Below are 20,549 nucleotides of genomic sequence, written 5' to 3'. Positions count from 1 at the left end.
CGTCAGCCCTTGACGGCGCCCTGGGTCAGGCCGGACACGATCTGGCGTTGGAAGAGCAGGACGAGGATGACCACCGGGATGGTCACGATGATGGCGGCGGCGGAGATCGACCCCGTCGGCTCCTCGAACTGCGAGGCGCCGGTGAAGAACGCCAGCGCGGCGGGGACGGGACGGGCGCGGTCGGTCGACGTGAGCGAGATGCCGTAGACGAAGTCGTTCCAGGCGATGAAGAACGCGATCAGCGCGGTGGTGAACACCCCGGGGGCGGCGAGCGGCACGATCGCCTTGCGGAAGGCCTGCCACGTGGTGGCCCCGTCGACCTGCGCGGCCTGCTCGAGCTCCCACGGGATCTGGCGGAAGAACGCCGCGAGGGTCCAGATGGAGATCGGGAGCGTCAGCGACAGGTACGGGATGATCAGCCCGAGCCAGGTGTCGTAGAGGCCGATGTTCCGCCACAGGTTGAACAGCGGCGTGACGATCGAGATGACCGGGAAGATGGAGACGCCGAGCGCGGTGAGCAGGACCAGCCGCTTGCCGGGGAAGTCGAGCCGGGCGATCGCGTAGGCCGCGAGCGTGGCGAGGACGACGGCGATGGCCRTGGCGATCAGGCAGATGCCGATCGAGTTGCGCAGCGAGGACAGGAACAGCGTCTGCGCGGACCCGCCCGGCGCCAGGATCTCCTCGTAGTTCACGGTCGACCACGTCTTCGGCCAGAACAGCCCGAGGTTCAGCTGGCTGGGCAGCTTGAACGACGTCGCGAAGATCGAGACGATCGGGAAGAGGGCGTACGTGATGACGAAGATCGTGATGAGGGCCCAGGCGATCTTGGCCCTCGTCGACAGCTGCTTCATCAGCCCGCCCCCCTCGCGCCGCCGGCCAGATCGACCTTGAACAACTTGACCGCGACCCAGCAGATGAGGATCACGCAGAGGAACAGGAGCACGGAGATCGCGGACCCGAGGCCGATCTCGAGCCGTCCGATCGACGTCCGGTAGGCGAGCAGCGACAGCACCTCGGTGCCGTTGGCGCCGTTGGTCATGATGAACACGTTGTCGAAGATCCGGAACGCGTCGAGCGCCCGGAACAGGACCGCGACCATGATCGCGGCCTTCATGTTCGGCAGGACCACCCGAGTCAGCCGCTGCCACCACGTCGCGCCGTCGACCTCCGCCGCCTCCTCCAGCTCGGTCGGCACCTGCGAGAGGCCGGCCAGCAGGAGCAGGGAGATGAACGGCGTGGTCTTCCAGATCTCCGACAGGATGATGACGAAGAGGCTGGTGCCCTGCTGGGCGAACCAGTTGAGGTCCGTGCTGATCCCGGGCACCCAGGCGAACCAGTGGTTGATGTACCCGGAGTTGATGTCGAACGCGTAGAACCACGCGAAGGCCGAGACCACGGTGATGATCCCGTACGGCACCAGGATCGCCGTGCGCAGCAGGCCGCGCAGCTGCGTGATGGCGCGGTGCATGACGAGCGCGAGCGCGAACCCCAGCAGAAGCTCGACCACCACGGTCACGACCGTGATGAACACGGTGACGCCCAGCGCCTGCCAGAAGAGCGGGTCGGTCAGCACCACCGCGTAGTTGCTCAGCCCCGCCCAGCGCTTGTCGTCCGGCGCGGTGAGCCGGAAGTGGAACAGGGAGTCGTAGAAGGCCTGCAGGATCGGGTACAGCGTGACGGCCAGCATGACGACGAACGCCGGACCCGCCAGCAGCCAGCCGAGCCGGGCCTCGGACCGCGACCGGTCGCTCCGGCCCGCCTTGGCCGCCGCGTCGCGCAGGTCCGGCGGGGGCCCGCCGGGCGTCTTCGTCTGGACCTGGCTGCTCATAGCAGCTGCTCCCCTCGCAGCACGGCGGTGATGAGGTCGGTCGACTCCTTCGGCGTGACCTCCGGGGTCACCGAGCTCGGCGGGTGCCAGGTCTGCTGCAGGCCGGTGGACACCTCGTTGTAGTACGGGGTCTGCGGCCGGGGCACGGCGAGCTCGAGGGACTGCCGGATGACGTCCGCCATGGGGAAGGCTGCCTTGACCGCGGGGTCGTCGTACGACGTCGTGTTGGACGGCGGGTTGCCGTTCGTCGCGAAGTACTGCGCCTGGTGCTCGGGGGTCACGATGCACTCGGCCGCCTGGTACGACAGGTCGACGTGCTTGCTGAAGGCGCCGATCCCCAGGTTGATCCCGCCGTACGGGGGCGCCGTCTGCTTGTCCGCCGTCACCTGCGGGTAGAGCGCCCAGCCGATGTCGTCGAGCAGGGACTGGGGGAACGTGCCGTCCTCGACGCCGGCCTTCGTGGCCGACCAGACGAACGGCCAGTTGACCATGAACGAGCCCTTGTCGCCCTGGAAGATGGCCAGCGAGGCGCCCTCGTCCTCGGTCGGGAGGGCGGGACCGCCGAGGTTCTCCTTGCCGATCGTGCCCATGATCGTCGCCGCGGCCTCGCCCGCGGGCGTCTCCAGCCCGAGCGTGATCTCTTCGGCCGGAGCCTCGGGGTTCTCGAGGATCTTCCCGCCGGCGGACGCGACGAGCGCGTTGATCCACACGGTGAGGGACTCGGCCTTGGTGCCTTGCACGGCCAGGTACTTGTCCTGGTCCTTGGCCGCCTTCATGATCTGGTCCCACGTCACCGGCGCCTTCGCCGGGTCGAGCCCCGCCGCGGTCGCCACGGACTTGCGGTACCAGAGCAGCTGGGTGTTCGCCCAGAAGGGCACGGTGACGAGCTTGTCCTTCCACGTCGCACCGGCCAGGGCGCCGGCGACGACGTTCTGCGTGACCTTCGCCGCGACGTCGTCGGGCACCGGTGCCAGGAAGCCGGGCTCGGCCATCTCGGGGATGAACGGCGGGTCGAGGCTCATGATGTCGATCGACGAGTCCTTGGCGGCCAGGCGACGGGCCAGCTGCTCGCGCTGGGCGCTGGCGTCGCGCGGCAGGACCGACACCTCGATCGTGTAGGCACCCCCGGCGGCCTCGGTGCACTGCTTGGCGATCTCCGCCTGCCCGCCGTCGTCCGGGTTGATGTACCAGGTGAGGACCGGGGTCCCGGACCCGGACCCGGCACAGGCAGCCAACGGAGCGACGAGCCCCACCGCCAGCGCGATGGCAAGACCTCGCGTCCGACGTCGCACGGCGCACCCCCCGACCCGAGGCGTCGATGCCTCACACCCAAGGGCTACACCCGTTCGGAGGGGGCGCGCCAGTGGAACCGGTGCACCCGAGTGCTGAACACGGGCTGCAGAGCAGGCGTGGGACCTGCGACGATGGCGCCGTGCCACGCCCCACGACTCCCGCCGAAGCCTGGTCCGCGCTGCGCGAGGGGAACGAACGCTTCGTCCGCGGCGAGATGCTGCACCCCTCCCAGGGGGTCGACCACCGCGCCGAGGTGAGCGCCGCGCAGTACCCGTTCGCGGTGATCTTCGGGTGCTCGGACTCCCGGGTGGCGGCCGAGATCATCTTCGACCAGGGGCTCGGCGACGTGTTCGTGGTCCGCACGGCCGGCCACGTGCTGGACACCACGGTCATCGGCTCGATCGAGTACGGCGTCGAGGTCCTGGGTGCGTCGCTGGTCGTCGTGCTGGGTCACGACAGCTGCGGAGCCGTCGCGGCGGCGACCACGGCACTGACCACGGGCGAGCTGCCCACGGGGTTCGTGCGCGCCATCGTCGACCGGGTCATCCCCAGCATCGTCAACCTGGCCGGCGGCGGGCTCGGTGCGCTGGACACCCTCGACCCCGCGGTGCTCGGCCACGAGCACGTCAAGCACACGGTCCGGATGCTGCAGGGCTACTCACGGTCGCTCGCCGAGGCGATCAAGGAGGGGCGCGTCGCCGTCGTCGGCCTCGAGTACACGCTCGCCGACGGCACCGTGCACCTGACCGAGGCCGCGGGCGAGCTCGGCGACTGAGCTCAGGGCCAGGGGTCGGCGGGCCGGGGCCGCGCGCCGTCCTCGTCGTCGTGCGGGGTGCTCCGCTCGCGCCAGTACGCCGAGCCGTCCGCCCGCCGCCCCACCAGACCGGCCTCGACCATGTCGCGCCGCAGCCGGACCGGGTCGTCGGTGAACGCGGCAAGACGCTCCGTGAGCTCGACCTCCGAGCCCCGCTCACCGGGCGCCAGCACGCGCGACGCCAGGTGCTCGAGCACGAGCGACCGGTCGCCGAGGCGCCGGGGCGTGCGGACGAGCCGTCCGTGGTCGAGGAACCTCTCGGCGGGGCACGGGGAGTCCATGGCGTCATGGTGCCGGGCCGCCGAGGCCGACCGCACGCCGATTGCGTCACGCCGGGTCGGGTCACCCCGGCGGGTGCGGCAGGATGTTGGGCATGACTTCTGAGTTCCGCATCGAGCACGACACGATGGGCGAGGTGCGCGTCCCGGTCGACGCCCTCTACCGCGCACAGACCCAGCGGGCCGTCGAGAACTTCCCGATCTCGGGCGACCGCCTCGAGCGCAGCCACATCGAAGCCCTCGCCCGCATCAAGAAGGCGGCGGCCCGCGCGAACGCCGAGCTGGGCGTGCTGGACCAGGACRTCGCGGACGCCATCGTCGCCGCCGCTGATGACGTGGCCWCCGGCGCGCACGACGGGGACTTCCCCATCGACGTCTACCAGACCGGCTCGGGCACCAGCTCCAACATGAACACCAACGAGGTGCTGGCCACCCTGGCGGGTCGGATCCTCGGGCGCGACGTGCACCCGAACGACCACGTCAACGCGTCGCAGTCGTCGAACGACGTCTTCCCGACGTCGGTGCACGTCGCCGCGACCGCCGGCGTGGTCCGTGACCTGATCCCGGCGCTGGAGCACCTGGCCGAGGCGTTCGAGGCGAAGGCCGTCGAGTGGGTGACCGTGGTGAAGTCGGGCCGCACGCACCTGATGGACGCCACGCCCGTGACGCTGGGCCAGGAGTTCGGCGGGTACGGTGCCGCGATCCGGTACGGCATCGAGCGCCTGCAGTCCGCGCTCCCCCGCGCGGCCGAGGTCCCGCTGGGGGGCACGGCCGTCGGCACCGGGATCAACACGCCCGCCGGCTTCCCGCAGCGCGTGATCGAGCTGCTCCGCGAGGACACSGGTCTGCCGCTGACSGAGGCGCGCGACCACTTCGAGGCGCAGAGCTCSCGCGACGGGCTGGTCGAGCTGTCSGGCGCGCTGCGCACSATCGCGGTCAGCCTCACCAAGATCTGCAACGACCTGCGCTGGATGGGCTCCGGCCCCAACACSGGCCTSGGCGAGATCGCGATCCCCGACCTGCAGCCCGGCTCGTCGATCATGCCCGGCAAGGTCAACCCGGTGATCCCCGAGGCGGTGCTCATGGTGGCGGCGCGCGTCGTCGGCAACGACGCCACGGTCGCCTGGGCCGGTGCGAGCGGGTCGTTCGAGCTGAACGTGCAGATCCCGGTCATCGCCGCGGGCGTGCTCGAGTCGGTCCGGCTGCTGGCCAACGCGTCGCGGCTGCTCGCCGACAAGACGGTGACCGGGCTGGTGGCCAACGTCGAGCGGGCGCGTGCGCTGGCCGAGTCGTCGCCGTCGATCGTCACGCCGCTGAACCGCGTGATCGGCTACGAGGCGGCCGCGAAGATCGCCAAGCACGCCGTCAAGCACGGGATCACGGTCCGCGCGGCGGTCGTCGACCTGGGCTTCGTCGAGCGCGGCGAGGTCACCGAGGCGCAGCTGGACACGGCCCTCGACGTGCTGAGCATGACGCGCCCGCCGCAGGCGTGACGAAGGCGTGAGTCGACGAAGGCCCCGGTCCTCGGACCGGGGCCTTCGTCGTACCGGTCAGGCCTCGACGGGGACCGGCGCGGACGCCGGAGCCGACGCCGGCCCGTGGTGCGCCGGGCGGCCGCCCTTCATGGCCAGGCTGGCGACGAGCCCGACGCCCAGGACCGCGACGGTGAGCAGCATCGTCTGCGTGACCGCGGTCGCGAAGCCCGAGTGCACGGCCTGCAGCGCGACGTCCTGGATGTGCGCGGCCACGTCGGCCGGCACCGAGGACGGCAGCTGCGGGGCGGCGCCGTTGGCGAAGCTGCCGGAGGCGAACCCCTCGACGAACGGCTTGCGGAACTCCTCCGGCAGCTGGCCGGCCGCGTCCTGCGCCGCCGCGGGGATGGTGACCGCGAGGCGCGACGTGAGCATCGCGACGATGGCGGCCGACCCCATGACGCCACCGATCTGACGCGTCGTGTTGAACGTGCCGGCGCCCGCGCCGGCGGTGCGTCCGTCGAGACCCGAGGTGGCCAGGTTGGCCAGCGGCGAGAACAGGGCGCCCGTGCCGACACCGAAGAACACCATCGGGACCACGAGGTGCCACACGGGCGCGTCGGGCTGGACCGCGAGCGCGAGCCACGTGATCGCGACGACGAGGATGGCGAACCCGCTGGCGACGACCCACTTACCGGCGATCCTGTCCGACAGGCGGCCGGCGAACGGCGCGACGACGCCCGAGATCAACGACCCCGGCAGGCCGACGAGCGCGGCGTTCAGGGGGCTGAGGCCCAGGACCTCCTGCAGGTAGAGCGTGAACGGGAAGAAGATGCCGATCATCGCGAAGGTCACGGCCCAGCCGGAGACGTTGGCCAACGAGAAGTTGCGGTGGTGGAAGAGCGACAGCGGCAGCAGCGCGTCGCTGCCGCGGTGGCGCTGCCAGAGCACGAACGCGACCAGCACCAGCACGCCGGCGCCGACGACGCCCCAGACCGTGATCGGGCCCGTGATGGTGCCCCAGTCGTAGGTCGCGCCCTCCTGGATGCCGAACACCACGAGGAACATGCCGACGATCGACAGCAGGACGCCGAGGCCGTCGAACGACCGGTTGGCGGTGGGCAGGGTCGGGAGCGTGCGGACGGCGAGCACCAGCGCGACGACGCCGACCGGGATGTTGACGTAGAAGATCCACTCCCAGCCGACGGTCTGGACCAGCAGGCCGCCGAGGACCGGGCCGGTGATCGTGGCGATGCCGGCGACGGCACCCCACAGGCCCATCGCCGAGCCGCGCTTCTGCGGGGGGAAGACCCGGGTGATCATCGACATCGTCTGCGGGGTCATGAGCGCGGCACCGATGCCCTGGATCGCGCGGGCGGCGATGAGCAGGGCGATCGAGCCGGCCAGGCCGCAGAGCAGCGAGGTGAGCGTGAAGACGACGAGGCCGACGATGAAGACGGGCCGCGGCCCGAACCGGTCACCGAGCCGGCCCGTGACGAGCAGCAGGGTGGCGAACGTCAGCAGGTAGGCGCTGTTGACCCAGCCGACGGCCGTGAGGTCGGCGTCGAAGGCCTTGACCAGCGACGGGATCGCGATGTTCACGATCGTGGTGTCCACCATGATCATGAAGAAGCCGAGGCACAGCGCGGGCAGGATGCTCCACGGACTGCGGCCGTGGAGGTCGACGAGCGCGCGAGGCTGCTCGGTGGTGGTGCTCATGGGATGTCCTTCGATGTGGGCTGGTGAGTGCTAGACGTGTGAGGTGTCTCGGAATCGACGGCGCGCAGGGCGCGCTTCGCGTCGACGAACGACTGCGGCATCGCGGCGCCCCAGTCCAGGGCGCCCGCGCCGAGCTCGTCGAGCGTCCCGTCGAGCCATGCGATCTCCGACCGGAGCACCGCGACGTCGTGCTCGACGTCGAGGAGGTACCGGCGGGGCAGGCCCAGGTCCCGGAGAGCCCCGTAGGACACCTCCAGGCGGCCCAGGTGCGCGGACTTCCGGTCGCGCCGGCGGGTGAGCTGCTCGACGACGACGTCGGCCGGCAGCTCGTTCGCCTCGGCCAGACCGACCGTGAACAGGGGGTAGGCCGGGTGCTCGTCGCCGAGCAGGGAGATCAGCCGCTCGGCGAAGGCCGCGCGGCCGGCGTCCGTGATCCCGTAGGTGGTGCGCTCGGGGCGCTTGCCGGAGCGGTCGGTGCCGACGACGGCAACCAGCCCGTCCCGCTCCAGGCGCTCGACGCCGTGGTAGACGGCGCCTGCGTTGACCCGCACGATCCGGGTGTCACCGCGCTCCACCAGGGTCTGGTGCAGCTGGTAGGGGTGCATCGGCTGCTCGTGCAGCAGACCGAGCACGAGCACCGCGACCGCCGACAGCTCGGCCATGTGTGACACCTCCAGGTCAACTATTCCGGAGGGAATATACCCCTCGGAAGAGGCTGGCGCCACCCGACGATCCCGATCCGCGGAATCGCTCCCACACCCACAGCCTGGTCCTTTACGATCACCGGACCGCGCGCCTCGAGAAGACGATCGTGCGCGCCCGTGACGAGGACGTCGGAGGAGGTGGCCATGGGCTGGAGCCTGCGGGTGCTGCGCCATCGTGCCGCCGCCCAGCGGACCCTCCTGGCGACGGTACTGGCCGTCGCGCTCGTCGGCGCCTCGCTGCTCGGCACGTTCGCCCTCCTGCTGTTCACCAGCGGGCACAGCGCCCTCGACACGGCGCTGGACCGGGCCCCGGCAAGCACCACCGACATCGACGCCGTCCTGTCGCTCGACACGTCCGACCCGGCCCCCGCGATCGCCGCGGGCGAGTCGTTCCTCGACGAGCTGCTGGGCCCGGTCCCCGCCACGCGCACCCAGTGGCTCACCTCGCCGATGTACCGCCTGGTCGGCGAGGGCGGACGGGTCCCGCCGCTGTCCTACCTGGCCGCGAACCCGCAGCTGCCGTCGGACGCCCACCTGCTCGCCGGCGCCTGGCCGACCGCCGCCGCCGACGACCAGGGCCGGGTCGAGGTCGCCGTTCCGAAGGTCGCCGCGGACGCCTACGGCTGGACCGTCGGCAGCGAGCTGGCCGTGCAGAACACGGCGACCTACCAGCAGACCCGGTTCGTCGTCACCGGCATCCACGAGCTCACCGGGCTGAGCAGCATCTGGACCCGCGACCTCCTGCAGGGCGCCGAGCACGACCCGAACTACCCCGTGCCGGGCAGCTTCGGGTTCGTCAGCACGGACGCGTGGGGCCCGTTCGTCGCGGTGCCGGAGGCCCTCCAGGGTCCGGCCGCCCTGGCGACCGCGGACCTCGTCGCCTCCCCCGACCTCGTCGGCGCCCCCGCCGGCTCCGTCGCCGAGCTGCGGACCCGGCTCGACGACGCCCAGGCCGCCCTGACCGCGGCCGTCGGCGACACCGCCCCGTCCGGCACGTTCCAGTCCTCCCTGGCCACGACCATCGACGTCGCCGCGGGCAACCTCGCGGTCACCCGCGTGAGCCTGGTGATCGTCGGGCTGATGCTCGTCGTGCTGGCCGTGACCGTGCTGCTGCTCGCCGCCCGGCTGCTCGCCGACCGGCGCGCGCCCGAGCAGACCCTGATGGCGTCCCGAGGCGCGTCCGGCCGCCAGCTGCTCGGCCTCGCGTCGCTCGAGGCGGCGGTCGTCGCTCTGATCACCACGCTCGTGTCCCCGTGGCTCGCCGGCCTGCTGTACGGGCTCATCACCTCGTTCGGGCCCCTCGAGCGGGCGGGGATGCACACCGACCCCGGTCGGCCCGTGTCCCTGTGGGTCACCTGCATCGTCTCGTCGTTCGTGCTGGCCGCCGTCCTGCTGGGCCCGCTGCTGCGGCGCCGGGGCAGCGTGGTGGAGGCCGAGCAGCAGCTGGTGCGCCAGGACCGGCGCGGCGGCCTCGCGCGGTCCGGGGCCGACCTCGCGCTGGTCGCCCTGGCCGCGCTGGGCGTCTGGCAGCTGCAGACCTACCGCTCCCCCGTCGTGGCCGGGGCCCGCCTCGACCCGATCCTCGTCGCCGCGCCCGCCCTGCTGCTCCTGGCCGGCGCCGTGCTCGCGCTGCGGGCGCTCCCGCTGGTCGCCGCGGTCGGCGAACGCCTCGCCGCGCGCGGCCGCTCGCTGGTGGCGCCGCTGGCCGCCTGGGAGGTGGGCCGACGCCCGTCCCGGGCCGCCGGGGCCGTGCTGCTGCTCACGCTCGCGCTGGCCGTGGGCTCCTTCTCCCAGTCGTTCCTGAGCACCTGGCGCACCTCGCAGTCGGACCAGGTCGACCTGGCGGTGGGCACGGACGTGCGCGTCGGCCGGCTGAACGGCCCGGCGCTCGCGCAGGCGACCGCGGTCGACGGGCTGTCCGGCGCCCAGGCCGCGAGCGCCGTGTCGTTCCGCAGCGTCCACGTCGGCCAGCCGACGGACGGCGAGGAGACCAACGGCGCGTCGGTCAACGTGCTCGCGCTCGACACCACGCAGGGCGCCGACCTGCTGCGGGGCAGGATCACCCCCACCTGGGGGGAGATCACCGCGCCGCTGTCGCCGACCACCCCGGACGGCGCGATCCCGCTGCCGGGCTCGCCCACCGCCCTGGTGCTCGACGTGAACAGCGTCGCGACGCCGTCCCTGTCCGGCACGCTGCTGCTGACGCTCGTCGTCGAGGACTCCTACGGGACCCGGACGCCGCTCGTGCTGCCGGTCGTGCCGCTCCTGGGCGCCACCACCGACGTCGCCGTCCCGCTGCCGGCGACGGCCGCCGGGCTGCGCCTGGTCGCCGTGATCGCGCAGGCCCTCGCGGACAGCACGGACGCCGCGCAGCTGGGCAACGGCCAGCAGACGACCGGGCTGGCCGTGAGCGTGACCAACCTGCGGGCGGTCGGCGCCACGGCCGACGACGTGACCCCCGTCCCGCTCGGCACCGCGGACTGGACCGGCACCGCGCCCCCGAGCGACCGCGGCCGACGCCCGCTCGTGGCGGCCGGGATGAAGGACGACGGCCTGCACCTCACCGCACGGGTCGACTCGGTCGCGCTGCTGTTCGGGCAGGCCCGGATGGCCGCCACGACGTTCGCGGACCCCGGGGTCGTGCCGGTGGTCGCGACGGACACCATGCTGGCGGCCTTCGCGGCGAAGGTGGGCGACCACCTGCAGCTGGACCTGGGCGGCGCGCCCGTGCCGGTCGTGATCGAGCGCGAGGTCCCGTACCTGCCGGGGATGCCCCGGGGGGCGGGGCTGCTGGTGGACCGCGACCTGCTCACGCGCTCGGCGCTGATGTCGGCGTGGACCGAGCCGCTGCTCGACGAGTGGTGGCTCCAGGTCCCCGACGACGGTGCGTCCGCGGTGGTGGACCAGGTGGTGGCCGACGAGCTGGGCGTGGCCACCAGCCGGGTCGAGGTCCGCACGACGGCGATCGAGGGCCCCCTGCGCGTCGGCGTGCAGGCCGCGCTGTGGATCGTCACGTTCGCGGCGCTGGCGCTCGCGGTGGCGGGCTTCGCGATGAGCGCGACCGTCGCGGTGCGCACCCGCCGACTCGAGCTCGCGCGGTTGCAGGCACTCGGTACGTCCCGGCCCGCGCTCGTGCGGTCGGTGCTGGTCGAGCACGTCATCCTGGGCACCCTCGGGCTCGCGGCGGGCCTCGCGCTCGGCGCCCTGCTCGCGCACGTCGTCGCCCCGCTGGTCACCGTCTCGGCGACGGGCGGTCGGCCCGTCCCGCAGGTGATCGTGGACTGGCCGTGGACCGCCGAGCTCGCGCTGGTGACGCTGCTGGTCGTGCTCGTCGGCACCGCCGTCGCGCTCACCACGAACCTGCTGCTGCGCAAGGCGTCCGGCGAGCTGCTGCGGTTGGGGGACGAGCGATGACCGTGCTCTCGGGACGCGCCGCCGTGGGCTGGCGCGCGGCCACCGCCGACGGTGTCCTCGTCGCGCGGCGACGCAGCCGCCAGGACGCGGGCCTGCTCACGTTGTCCGCGCTGCTCCTCGCGGTCACGGTGCTCCTCTCGCTCGTGGTCCCCCGGGTGGTGCTGCGGATGGCCGACGAGGGCGTCCAGCAGGCCGTGCTGGACGCCGGGCCCGCGGCGGACGTCGTGGCCACCGTCAGCTCGGCGCCCGGCTCCGCGGACGGCCGCCAGGACGACGCCGCCACCCTCGTCGCCAATGCCGCGACCACCATGGCGCAGTCCCTGCCGGCGGCCGTCGCGGACGTCACCGGCGCGCCCGTGACGGCCGTGCAGAGTCCAGCCGTCACGATCGACACCACCTCCGGGCTGCTCGCCACCCGCCTCGAGCACGTCGCGTACGGCTCGCCTCGCGAGGTCGTGCGGTGGGTCACCGGTCTCGAGCCGCGGGCGTCCCCGGCACCGACGGTCGCCGACCAGCCCCACGCGGTGCCCACCGGCGAGGACCCGAGGGTCGTCGAGGTCGGCCTGTCGGCCGCGGCCGCGGACAGGGTCGGCATCACCGTGGGCGACCGGTTCGCGGTCAAGGGTCCGAGGCTCGGCGCCGTCGATGTGCTGGTCACCGGCCTGTACGAGCCGCTCGACCCGGACTCCCCCGTGTGGTCCGGCCACCCCGACCTGCTGGACGAGGTCCCCACGCCGGTGGCCGCGGCCGCCGCCGGCCGGGTCGGCCTGCTCCTGTCCGACGCCTCGCTGCCCGACATGCTGCTGGGGATGCCGCGCGGAGCCATCAAGACGATCTACCGGTTCCCCGCGGAACCCGACCACCTGCTGGCCACCGACACGCACGACGTCGAGCGGGCGGTCGTGCAGCTGACCAGCGGCGCGGCCTCGCTCACGGGCTCGGACGGGCAGACGCCGGCGGTGACGACCGAGCTGGGCGCCGTGCTCCGCGCCGCCGACGCTCGGCTGGTCGCCGGGACCGCGCAGGCCTCGGTGCTGCTGATCGGGCTCGCCGTGGTCGGCGCGCTCGCGCTCGTGCTCGCGGCCCGCCTGCTGGTGGTGCGCCGGGAGACGTTCCTGCTCTCCGAGCGGGCCCGCGGCGCGTCCGTGGCCTCCGTGGCCGTGCGCGCCCTGGTCGAGAGCGTGCCGCTGGTCGTCCTGGCCACCGCGGTCGGCGCGCTGGGCGCGTGGCTGCTCGAACCCGACGCCCGCGGGTCGTGGACGGTCGCGGCGATGGTCGCCGTCGTCGCCGTGCTGGCGCCCCCGATCTCCGCCGGTCGGGTGGTCCGCGGGGCCTGGACCGGGCGCAGGCTGCCGGCCAACCGGTCCGACCGCGAGCGCGTCCTGCGCCGACGCCGGGTGCGCCGGCTGACCGCCGAGCTCGCCGTCGTCGCGGTCGCCGCCGCGGCGCTGGTGTCCGTCCACGCGCGCGGCCTGCTGCAGACCGCGACCGGCGGCGTCGACCTCCTGCTGGCCTCGACCCCCGTGCTCCTCGCGTGCGCCGCGACCCTGCTGGCCTCCCGTGCGCTGCCGCCGATCCTGCGCGGCCTGTCCGGGCTCGCCGCCCACCGGCGCGGGTTGGTGCCCGTCATCGCGACGGCCCGGGCGAGCAGCACGGCGGGCACGCGCGTCCCGCTGCTCACGCTCACCGTCGCCGTCGCGCTCGTGGTCTTCTGCGGGACGACCGCCGTCACCGTGCAGCGCGGTCAGCTCGCGGCGGCCGACATCGTCGTCGGCGCACCCGTCCGGCTCGACGGCACCATCCCGACCGAGACGCTGGACGCGCTGCGCGACGAGCCCGGGGTCACCGCCGTCGCCGGCGCCATCCCGCTCGGGAGCCGGACGTTCGGGCGCGAGAGCGGCACCAAGGCGCAGCTGATCCTGGTCGACGCGGCCGACCTCGCCGCCGTCCTGACCGCGGCCGGGCGACCGGTCGACGCCGGTCTCGCCGGTCTCGGCGACGCCTCGGGCTCGGACGTGCCCGCCCTCATCACCCCGGCGCTCCAGCGGACGGCCGAGCTGATCCAGCCGGCCGTGATGGGCAAGTCCCGGTTCCTCGACCTGGACGTGGTCGGCACCGCCCAGCACCCGCCGACCGTCGCCGAGAAGGCGGACGACGCCCCCTCCGACACCGACGCGATCGTCATCGTCGACCGCGCGCGCTACGCGGCCGTCAGCGGGATCGACCTGCCCGCCTCCGTCGCCTGGGTGGCCGGCCCGGGCGCCGTCGACGCGGTGCGGGCGGCTGCGCTGACCGACGATCCCGGGATCACGGTCACCGAGCGGACCACCTGGCTCAGCACGTGGCGCTCGTCGCCGCTGACCGCCGGCCTGGTGGACCTGCTCGTCGCGGTCGGCATCGCGCTCGCGGGCTACGCCGCCATCGCGCTGGTGCTCACCGTGGTGGCGACGTCGCGCGAGCGCGGCCGGACGCTCTCGGCCCTGCGCACCCTGGGGCTCGACGGCCGCACGGCGCGCGCCATGACGTTCGGTGAGCTCGCCCCGCTGGCGGTCGCCGCCCTGGTCGCGGGGACCGCCGTCGGCATCGCGGTGCCGTGGATGCTCATCGGGGCGCTCGGGCTCGACCTCGTCACCGGCGCGGCCGAGGCGACGGTCCTGCAGGTCACCTGGGTCCCGATCGTGGGCGCGGCGGCGGTCGTGCTGGTCGCGCTCGCGGTCGCCGTGGTGGTCGAGTCGGCCGTGCGGCGGCGTGACCGGCTGGGTGAGGTGCTGAGGGTGGGCGAGCGATGACGGTTCATGCAGGGACGGACGACGCGAGGGAGGCACACGTGACTGTCACGGAGACCGCGCTGGGCGCGCTCGAGGAGCGGGCCCGGCAGCGCACGGGGACGTTCGGCGAGCACGCGCTGATCGTCTGCGACTCGCTGGTGCGCATCTACCAGTCCGAGGGGGTCGAGGTGCAGGCGCTGCAGGGCCTGGACCTGCTGGTCGAGGACGGGGAGCTCGTCGCGATCGTCGGCGCCTCCGGGTCCGGCAAGTCGACCCTGCTGTCGGTGCTGTCCGGCCTCGACGTGCCGACGGCCGGGCGGGTGCGGGTGGGTCCGTGGGACCTCATGGCGATGTCGAGCGCGCAGCGGGTGGAATACCGGCGCTCGATGGTCGGGTTCGTCTGGCAGCAGACCGCCCGCAACGTCGTGCCGTACCTCACGGCCACGGAGAACGTCGCCTTCCCGCTCGCCCTGTCCGGGGTCCGGCGCAAGGAGCGGGACCGCCGTGCCGCCGACCTGCTCGACGTGCTCGGCGTCGGCTACTGCGCCGACCGCCGGCCGGGGCAGATGTCCGGCGGCGAGCAGCAGCGCGTCGCGATCGCCGTGGCCCTGGCCAACTCCCCGCAGGTCCTGTTCGCCGACGAGCCCACCGGCGAGCTCGACTCCGCCACCTCGCACGACGTCCTCGAGGGGTTGCGGACGGTCAACCGCGAGCTGGGCACCACGGTCGTCGTCGTCACCCACGACCCCGGCGTCAGCGAGCACGTGCAGCGCACCGTGGCCATCCGCGACGGCCGCACCAGCTCGGAGACCGTGCGCCGCACGCACACGCGCGAGGACGGCACCGAGCACGTGGTGGCCGAGGAGCTCGCGGTGCTCGACCGCGCCGGTCGGGTGCAGCTGCCCCAGGAGTACCGGGACGCGTTGAACCTGGTCGGGCGCGTGCGGCTCGCTCTGGAGGAGTCGCACGTGTCGCTGTGGCCGGACCGCCCRGTGCCGGCGCGGGAGGTCGGCGGCCCGCCCTCCCCCGTGGCACCACCGGCGGACGACGACGCGACGCCCCGCCGGTCCGGCCGGCACTCGGCCGCCGAGCCGCTCACGCCCGACCCGGAGGCCTCCCGATGAGCACCGCGACCACCGCCCCCGCACCCACGACGCCCGGCGCGACCGACGCCGTGGTCCGCGTCGAGCACGTGAGCCGGACCTACGGCTCCGGCACCGGCGCGGTGCACGCCCTGCGCGACGTCTCGTTCACGATCCAGCCCGGTGAGCTGGTCGCGCTGGTCGGCCGGTCGGGCTCGGGCAAGACGACCCTGCTCAACGTGATCGGCGGCCTCGACCGCCCCGACGAGGGCCGCGTGGTCGTCGACGGGCGCGAGGTGTCGACGCTCGACGAGGGCGGCCTGGTCGAGCTGAGGCGCGACGTGGTCTCGTTCGTGTTCCAGACGTTCGGGCTGGTGCCCGTGCTGTCGGCGGCCGAGAACGTGGGCGTGCCGCTGCGGCTGCGCAAGCTGCCCACCAAGGACCGCGAGGCGCGCGTGCAGCTGCTGCTCGACCTGGTCGGCCTGGGCCCGCACGCCCTGCAGCGGCCCGGCGAGATGTCCGGCGGCCAGCAGCAGCGGGTGGCCATCGCCCGCTCGCTGGCCAACTCCCCCCGCCTGCTGGTCGCCGACGAGCCGACCGGCCAGCTGGACACCGAGACGGGCAAGGCGGTGATGGCCCTGATCCGGGCGGTCGTCGAGGCGGAGGGCATGACGGCCATCGTCTCGACCCACGACCCGCTCATGGTCTCGCTGGCGGACCGGGTGCTGAACCTCGCGGACGGGCGGCTGGTCGAGGGCTGAGCGCGGTCACGCCGGCCGCAGCACCACGCGACCGATCGGGCTGAACCACTCCGAGCCCGACAGCGGGCTCTGTCGAGCCACCGCGGTGTCGGCGTCGAGCGGCTCTGCGGCGCGCTGCGCCCGCGTGAGCGCCCAGCGGAAGTCGTAGACCCACGCCCGTCCGCCCGGGCGGAGCACCCGCCGCACCTCGGCCATGCCAGCGGTCGGGTCGACCCAGTGGTGCTGGCTGATGGTCGACACCACGAGGTCGAACGTGGCGTCCGGCCACGGCAGCCGGGCGACGTCGGCGACCGCGAAGGTCACGGACGCCGGGGCCGACCCGGTGGCCTGCGCGATCATGTCCGGGGAGAGGTCGATCGCGTCGATCTGCAGGTCGGGACGGTCGTCGGCGAGCAGCCTCGGCAACGCGCCCGGCCCCGTGCCGACGTCGAGCACCCGCGCGCCCGGCGGCAGCGCGAGGCCGTCGACGTCGCGGGCGACCCGCCGGTACAGGCTCGCGGCGAGGTGGCCGGCGAACCGGCTGTACTGCGCGGGGTGGTGCACGAGACCGAACATGCTCTCGCGGGCGCGGTGCGTCACGGTCGTCATCAGGCTCTCCGATACAGTTGTGCTTCACAACTCTTAGGGAGAGCGTAGGCGCAGCAGTTGTACGACACAACCTTTCCGGACGACGATCTTCGCCGGTTCTTCCAGCAGCTCGCCCGCACGAGCGGCCTGCTGGACGCCGTGCAGACCCAGCACGAGCACGCCGGCGTGCGGCTCTCGCTGTCCGAGACGTTCGCGCTCGGGGAGCTGGCCGAGGCGGGCGCGCTCTCCCAGCAGGAGCTCGCGGCCCGGCTGGGGCTGGAGAAGAGCACCGTGAGCAGGCTCGCCGGCGGGCTCGAGGGCCGCGGCTGGATCTCGCGCGAGCGGGACCCCGAGGACCGGCGCCACTACCGGCTCCAGCTCCGCCCGGGCTCCCTCAGGGAAACCCGGGCGTCGTCGCGACACGCCTCAAAGAGACGTCGGGGTGCTCAGGTCCACTGCTTGAGCGGCAGGCCGTTCTTGTCCTTGAACGCGCCGACGAGCAGCATGATGAAGTCCACCAGGGTCCACACGCCGAGGCCGCCGAGCGTCAGGATCATCGCGATCCCGGTGCCGACCTTGCCGACGTAGAAGCGGTGGATGCCGAGCGTGCCGAGGAAGAAGCACAGCAGGCTGGCGGGCAGCAGGAGCTTCGGGCTGACGGTCTCGACGCCGTACGGTGCGTTGGTGCTCATGGATGGCCTCCTGGGCGCGTGTTCGGGCGCGACTCAGGGGTCGGGCCGTGTGTGGATCGGGGGGAAGCGTAGTGAGCGCCGGGCCGCGCTCCGGACCGATCGGCTGCCCACCGGCAGGACTTCACCCGCGGCCACCGGGACGGTCCAGGGCACACCGGACAACGCTTCCCTCGAACGCGCGGACGCCCGGGTCCGCAGCGGACCCGGGCGTCGTCGCGGGCCTCAGACCTCGATGCCCTCCAGCAGCTCCGTCACGAGCGCCGCGACCGGCGAGCGCTCCGAACGGGTCAGCGTGATGTGCGCGAACAGCGGGTGGCCCTTGAGCGCCTCGATGACGGCCGCGACGCCGTCGTGCCGGCCGACCCGCAGGTTGTCGCGCTGGGCGACGTCGTGCGTGAGGACCACGCGCGAGCTCTGACCGATGCGGGACAGCACGGTGAGCAGGACGTTGCGCTCGAGCGACTGGGCCTCGTCGACGATCACGAACGCGTCGTGCAGCGAGCGCCCGCGGATGTGGGTGAGCGGCAGGACCTCGAGGATGTCGCGGTCCATGATCTCCTCGACGACCTCCTTGGAGACCAGCGCCCCGAGGGTGTCGAAGACGGCCTGCGCCCAGGGGTTCATCTTCTCGTCGGCGCTGCCGGGCAGGTAGCCCAGGTCCTGGCCGCCGACCGCGTACAGCGGCCGGAACACCATGACCTTGCGGTGCTGCCGGCGCTCGAGCACGGCCTCGAGCCCCGCGCACAGCGCGAGCGCCGACTTGCCGGTCCCGGCGCGGCCGCCGAGGGAGACGATGCCGATCTCCTCGTCGAGCAGCAGGTCGATCGCGATGCGCTGCTCGGCGCTGCGGCCGTGCAGGCCGAAGACGTCCTGGTCGCCGCGGACCAGCTGCACGTGCTTGTCCGCGGTCACACGGCCCAGGGCCGAGCCGCGAGGGCTGTGCAGCACGACGCCGGTGTGGCACAGCAGGTCGTTCGGGTTCGGGCTGCCCGCCGTGAAGCCGGAGGGGATGTCCGCGAGCGCGACCGTCTCGTGCTCCCAGAGGGTCGCCATCTGCTGCTCGGCCAGGTCGAGCGCGTCCATCCCGGTCCAGCCCGAGTCCACCGCCAGCTCGGCGCGGTACTCCTCGGCACGCAGACCCACCGCGGACGCCTTGACGCGCATCGGCAGGTCCTTGGAGACGACCGTGACGTCCCGGCCCTCGGCGGCGAGGTTGGCCGCGACCGCGAGGATCCGGGTGTCGTTGTCGCCCAGCCGGAAGCCGGCCGGCAGGACGGTCGGGTCGGTGTGGTTGAGCTCGACGCGCAGGGTGCCGCCGTCCTCGCCCAGGGGGATCGGGGTGTCGAGGCGGCCGTGCTCGATGCGCAGGTCGTCCAGCATCCGCAGGGCGGCGCGGGCGAAGTAGCCCAGCTCGGCGTGGTGACGCTTCGCCTCGAGCTCCGTGATGACCACGACGGGCAGCACCACGTCGTGCTCGGCGAAGCGCAGGATCGCCCGCGGGTCGGACAGCAGGACCGAGGTGTCCAGCACGTGCGTCCGGCGACCTTCGGTCGCGACCTCGGACGTCGTGGGCTCGATGTCGTTCTGCGCGTTGCTGACCACGGCAGGCTCCCTCCGGCGCTACGTGCGCCGCGACGGGCACCGGACGCCGGCGTCCTGCCAGAGCAGGACCACGCACCGACGAACGGCGACGGGACGGGGGCGGTCGGCCGAGGGCCGGATCCGGCCCACCTCCCGGAGCAGATGCTCCATGGGCTGGCCTCCCGGGGACGGCGGTCGCCGTCCTCTACGCCGGAACATAAGCCCGGCCCGCGGCGCCTCCGGCACGACACGCGAAGTGGTTACACGCTGTTCATCTGAGCGGTACGCGGCCCGCCGGCCGACGTCGGCGCCCCGGCGAGGCGGAGCCGCAGGTGGGAGCACCAAGGCCGCCCTCGGACGGGCCCGGGGACCGCCCACGGGCCCCGACACAATTAACCCGATCGGCCTCAGCGACCGCCGCGACGCTCCCGCGCGGCGTACGCGCGGACCGCCCGGAGGAAGTCCACGCGCCGGAAGTCGGGCCAGTACGCCTCGCAGAAGTAGAACTCCGAGTGCGCGCTCTGCCAGAGCAGGAACCCCCCGAGCCGCTGCTCGCCGGAGGTGCGGATGACCAGCTCGGGGTCCGGCTGGCCCTTGGTGTAGAGGTGCTCGGCGATGTGCTCGACGTCGAACGCCTCCGCCAGCTCGTCGAGGCTCGACCCCGCGTCGGCGTGCTCGCGCAGGAACGACTTCACCGCGTCCGCGATCTCGCGCCGACCGCCGTACCCGACCGCGACGTTGACGTGCAGCCCGATGACGTCGGCGGTCGCCTCCTCCGCGGAGACCAGGGCCTTGACCGTCTGGTCCGGCAGGAGCTCGAGCGCGCCGACGGCCTGGATCCGCCAGCGCCCCGTCGCCGCGAGCGACCCGACCGCGTCCTCGATGATCCCGAGCAGCTGCTCGAGCTCGTCGGCCCCGCGGGCGAGGTTGTCGGTGGACAGCATCCACAGCGTCACCACCTCGACGCCGATGTCCTCGCTCCACTGCAGCAGGTCGGCGATCTTGTCCGCGCCGGCCTGGTGCCCGTGCCGGGTGGACTCCCCCACGCTGCGCGCCCAGCGGCGGTTGCCGTCGAGGATGACCCCGACGTGGCGCGGGAGCCCGTCCTTCGGGAGGGACGCCGCCAGCCGGCGTTCGTACAGCCCGTAGAGCGGGTGGGGCAGACGCACGCGCACTCCTCGGATCGGGCGACCGGAACCCGCTCACCGTACTCGTCGCGCAGGCCCCGCGGACCCGTGTCCGGCGCCGCCGCCCGTTGGGTCGCTCGCGCCGCGCGCGGTACGTTCGGGAGCGTCGGGACAGGGTTCCCGACGACCCCCACGCCGACCGCCCGAGTCCCCGGCACCGCGGTCGACACCTCTACCTACGGTGTCGTAACCTACGGTGTCGTAGGTTCCCGCTGACGAATCGAGTCCGGTCCATGAGCTCCTCCCCCGTGCCCGCCCCGGGAACCCCGGGTGCGCAGCCCGCGGCCACGTCGCCCTCGGCGACCGAGGAGCAGTCGGGGCTGGTGGAGCGCGTGGCGGACACCGTCAAGCCGCACCTGCGGGGCTGGATCCACGCGGGCGTCGCGCCC

General features: G+C 73.4%; 16 protein-coding genes and 1 pseudogene. 7 read left to right on the top strand and 10 right to left on the bottom strand.

Annotated elements, in window-relative coordinates:
* Positions 1 to 2: 2 nt before the first annotated feature.
* From ACXJKG_RS03200 to ACXJKG_RS03190, 3 genes are read right to left on the bottom strand one after another with little or no spacing between them, the layout of a single operon-like run.
* Complete coding sequence (locus ACXJKG_RS03200) at positions 3 to 851, bottom strand: carbohydrate ABC transporter permease (protein ID WP_456844314.1); 849 nt, start codon at positions 849 to 851, stop codon at positions 3 to 5.
* Positions 851 to 1,828, bottom strand: coding sequence for a carbohydrate ABC transporter permease (locus tag ACXJKG_RS03195; RefSeq protein WP_456844313.1), 978 nt, complete (start codon positions 1,826 to 1,828; stop codon positions 851 to 853). Before ACXJKG_RS03195 ends, ACXJKG_RS03200 begins: the two co-directional genes overlap by 1 nt.
* Complete coding sequence (locus ACXJKG_RS03190; RefSeq protein ID WP_456844312.1) at positions 1,825 to 3,120, bottom strand: sugar ABC transporter substrate-binding protein; 1,296 nt, start codon at positions 3,118 to 3,120, stop codon at positions 1,825 to 1,827. The genes ACXJKG_RS03195 and ACXJKG_RS03190 overlap by 4 nt, the downstream gene beginning before the upstream one ends.
* A 140-nt stretch (positions 3,121 to 3,260) precedes the next feature.
* On the opposite strand from ACXJKG_RS03190, the gene ACXJKG_RS03185 reads away from it, so the two are divergent.
* Positions 3,261 to 3,896 carry a carbonic anhydrase gene (locus tag ACXJKG_RS03185; protein WP_456844311.1) on the top strand — a complete coding sequence of 212 codons (636 nt, stop codon included), beginning with the start codon at positions 3,261 to 3,263 and terminating at the stop codon, positions 3,894 to 3,896.
* A 2-nt stretch (positions 3,897 to 3,898) separates the two neighbouring features.
* Here the strand turns inward: ACXJKG_RS03185 and ACXJKG_RS03180 are convergent, their stop codons facing one another.
* Positions 3,899 to 4,216: a DUF2087 domain-containing protein gene (locus tag ACXJKG_RS03180; protein ID WP_456844310.1), complete on the bottom strand. Its 318-nt coding sequence runs from the start codon at positions 4,214 to 4,216 to the stop codon at positions 3,899 to 3,901.
* Positions 4,217 to 4,299: 83 nt separating this feature from the next.
* On the opposite strand from ACXJKG_RS03180, the gene ACXJKG_RS03175 reads away from it, so the two are divergent.
* On the top strand, positions 4,300 to 5,706 hold the full coding sequence (locus tag ACXJKG_RS03175) for a class II fumarate hydratase (protein ID WP_456844309.1): 1,407 nt from the start codon (positions 4,300 to 4,302) through the stop codon (positions 5,704 to 5,706).
* A 57-nt stretch (positions 5,707 to 5,763) separates the two neighbouring features.
* Here the strand turns inward: ACXJKG_RS03175 and ACXJKG_RS03170 are convergent, their stop codons facing one another.
* Together ACXJKG_RS03170 and ACXJKG_RS03165 are read right to left on the bottom strand one after the other, a co-directional pair.
* On the bottom strand, positions 5,764 to 7,404 hold the full coding sequence (locus ACXJKG_RS03170) for a DHA2 family efflux MFS transporter permease subunit (protein ID WP_456844308.1): 1,641 nt from the start codon (positions 7,402 to 7,404) through the stop codon (positions 5,764 to 5,766).
* Positions 7,401 to 8,066 (bottom strand): PadR family transcriptional regulator, encoded by a 666-nt coding sequence (locus ACXJKG_RS03165; protein ID WP_456844307.1) that lies wholly within the window; start codon positions 8,064 to 8,066, stop codon positions 7,401 to 7,403. The genes ACXJKG_RS03170 and ACXJKG_RS03165 overlap by 4 nt, the downstream gene beginning before the upstream one ends.
* Before the next feature lie 159 nt (positions 8,067 to 8,225).
* On the opposite strand from ACXJKG_RS03165, the gene ACXJKG_RS03160 reads away from it, so the two are divergent.
* From ACXJKG_RS03160 to ACXJKG_RS03145, 4 genes are read left to right on the top strand one after another with little or no spacing between them, the layout of a single operon-like run.
* Entirely contained in the window at positions 8,226 to 11,522 is a 3,297-nt protein-coding gene (locus ACXJKG_RS03160; protein ID WP_456844306.1) for an FtsX-like permease family protein, read from the top strand.
* A complete protein-coding gene (locus ACXJKG_RS03155; RefSeq protein WP_456844305.1) occupies positions 11,519 to 14,311 on the top strand; it encodes an FtsX-like permease family protein in 2,793 nt (930 codons plus the stop codon). Before ACXJKG_RS03160 ends, ACXJKG_RS03155 begins: the two co-directional genes overlap by 4 nt.
* 38 nt (positions 14,312 to 14,349) lie before the next feature.
* Positions 14,350 to 15,414 carry an ABC transporter ATP-binding protein gene (locus tag ACXJKG_RS03150; protein WP_456844304.1) on the top strand — a complete coding sequence of 355 codons (1,065 nt, stop codon included), beginning with the start codon at positions 14,350 to 14,352 and terminating at the stop codon, positions 15,412 to 15,414.
* Positions 15,411 to 16,133, top strand: a complete 723-nt coding sequence (locus ACXJKG_RS03145) for an ABC transporter ATP-binding protein (protein WP_456844303.1) — start codon at positions 15,411 to 15,413, stop codon at positions 16,131 to 16,133. The genes ACXJKG_RS03150 and ACXJKG_RS03145 overlap by 4 nt, the downstream gene beginning before the upstream one ends.
* A 6-nt stretch (positions 16,134 to 16,139) precedes the next feature.
* On the opposite strand, the gene ACXJKG_RS03140 is transcribed toward ACXJKG_RS03145, so the two are convergent.
* The gene (locus tag ACXJKG_RS03140; protein WP_456844302.1) at positions 16,140 to 16,721 is read right to left on the bottom strand and encodes a class I SAM-dependent methyltransferase; all 582 of its coding nucleotides are present in this window, start codon (positions 16,719 to 16,721) and stop codon (positions 16,140 to 16,142) included.
* Positions 16,722 to 16,859: 138 nt separating this feature from the next.
* Here ACXJKG_RS03140 and ACXJKG_RS03135 point away from each other — a divergent pair.
* Positions 16,860 to 17,069: pseudogene (locus tag ACXJKG_RS03135) on the top strand (MarR family transcriptional regulator); the annotation flags it as partial.
* Positions 17,070 to 17,146: 77 nt separating this feature from the next.
* Here ACXJKG_RS03135 and ACXJKG_RS03130 read toward each other — a convergent pair.
* The 3 genes from ACXJKG_RS03130 to ACXJKG_RS03120 all read right to left on the bottom strand — a co-directional run bounded on the left by ACXJKG_RS03130 (position 17,147) and on the right by ACXJKG_RS03120 (position 20,142).
* Complete coding sequence (locus ACXJKG_RS03130; protein ID WP_456844301.1) at positions 17,147 to 17,392, bottom strand: TM2 domain-containing protein; 246 nt, start codon at positions 17,390 to 17,392, stop codon at positions 17,147 to 17,149.
* A 222-nt stretch (positions 17,393 to 17,614) separates the two neighbouring features.
* On the bottom strand, positions 17,615 to 18,994 hold the full coding sequence (locus ACXJKG_RS03125; RefSeq protein ID WP_456844300.1) for a PhoH family protein: 1,380 nt from the start codon (positions 18,992 to 18,994) through the stop codon (positions 17,615 to 17,617).
* A 386-nt stretch (positions 18,995 to 19,380) separates the two neighbouring features.
* Positions 19,381 to 20,142 (bottom strand): isoprenyl transferase, encoded by a 762-nt coding sequence (locus ACXJKG_RS03120; RefSeq protein WP_456844299.1) that lies wholly within the window; start codon positions 20,140 to 20,142, stop codon positions 19,381 to 19,383.
* Between the last annotated feature and the right edge of the window lie 407 nt (positions 20,143 to 20,549).

It is taken from the genome of Cellulomonas sp. P5_C6 (assembly GCF_054049635.1).
The sequence above is the reverse complement of the archived record's forward strand: the minus strand, read 5'-3'. Positions and strand labels throughout refer to the sequence as shown.

Bases quoted from the DNA above. Each gene is read 5' to 3' on its own strand.
- ACXJKG_RS03195 (WP_456844313.1), bottom strand. From the start codon at position 1,828: ATGAGCAGCCAGGTCCAGACGAAGACGCCCGGCGGGCCCCCGCCGGAC.
- ACXJKG_RS03180 (WP_456844310.1), bottom strand. From the start codon at position 4,216: ATGGACTCCCCGTGCCCCGCCGAGAGGTTCCTCGACCACGGACGGCTC.
- ACXJKG_RS03170 (WP_456844308.1), bottom strand. From the start codon at position 7,404: ATGAGCACCACCACCGAGCAGCCTCGCGCGCTCGTCGACCTCCACGGC.
- ACXJKG_RS03165 (WP_456844307.1), bottom strand. From the start codon at position 8,066: ATGGCCGAGCTGTCGGCGGTCGCGGTGCTCGTGCTCGGTCTGCTGCAC.
- ACXJKG_RS03155 (WP_456844305.1), top strand. From the start codon at position 11,519: ATGACCGTGCTCTCGGGACGCGCCGCCGTGGGCTGGCGCGCGGCCACC.
- ACXJKG_RS03145 (WP_456844303.1), top strand. From the start codon at position 15,411: ATGAGCACCGCGACCACCGCCCCCGCACCCACGACGCCCGGCGCGACC.
- ACXJKG_RS03140 (WP_456844302.1), bottom strand. From the start codon at position 16,721: ATGACGACCGTGACGCACCGCGCCCGCGAGAGCATGTTCGGTCTCGTG.
- ACXJKG_RS03130 (WP_456844301.1), bottom strand. From the start codon at position 17,392: ATGAGCACCAACGCACCGTACGGCGTCGAGACCGTCAGCCCGAAGCTC.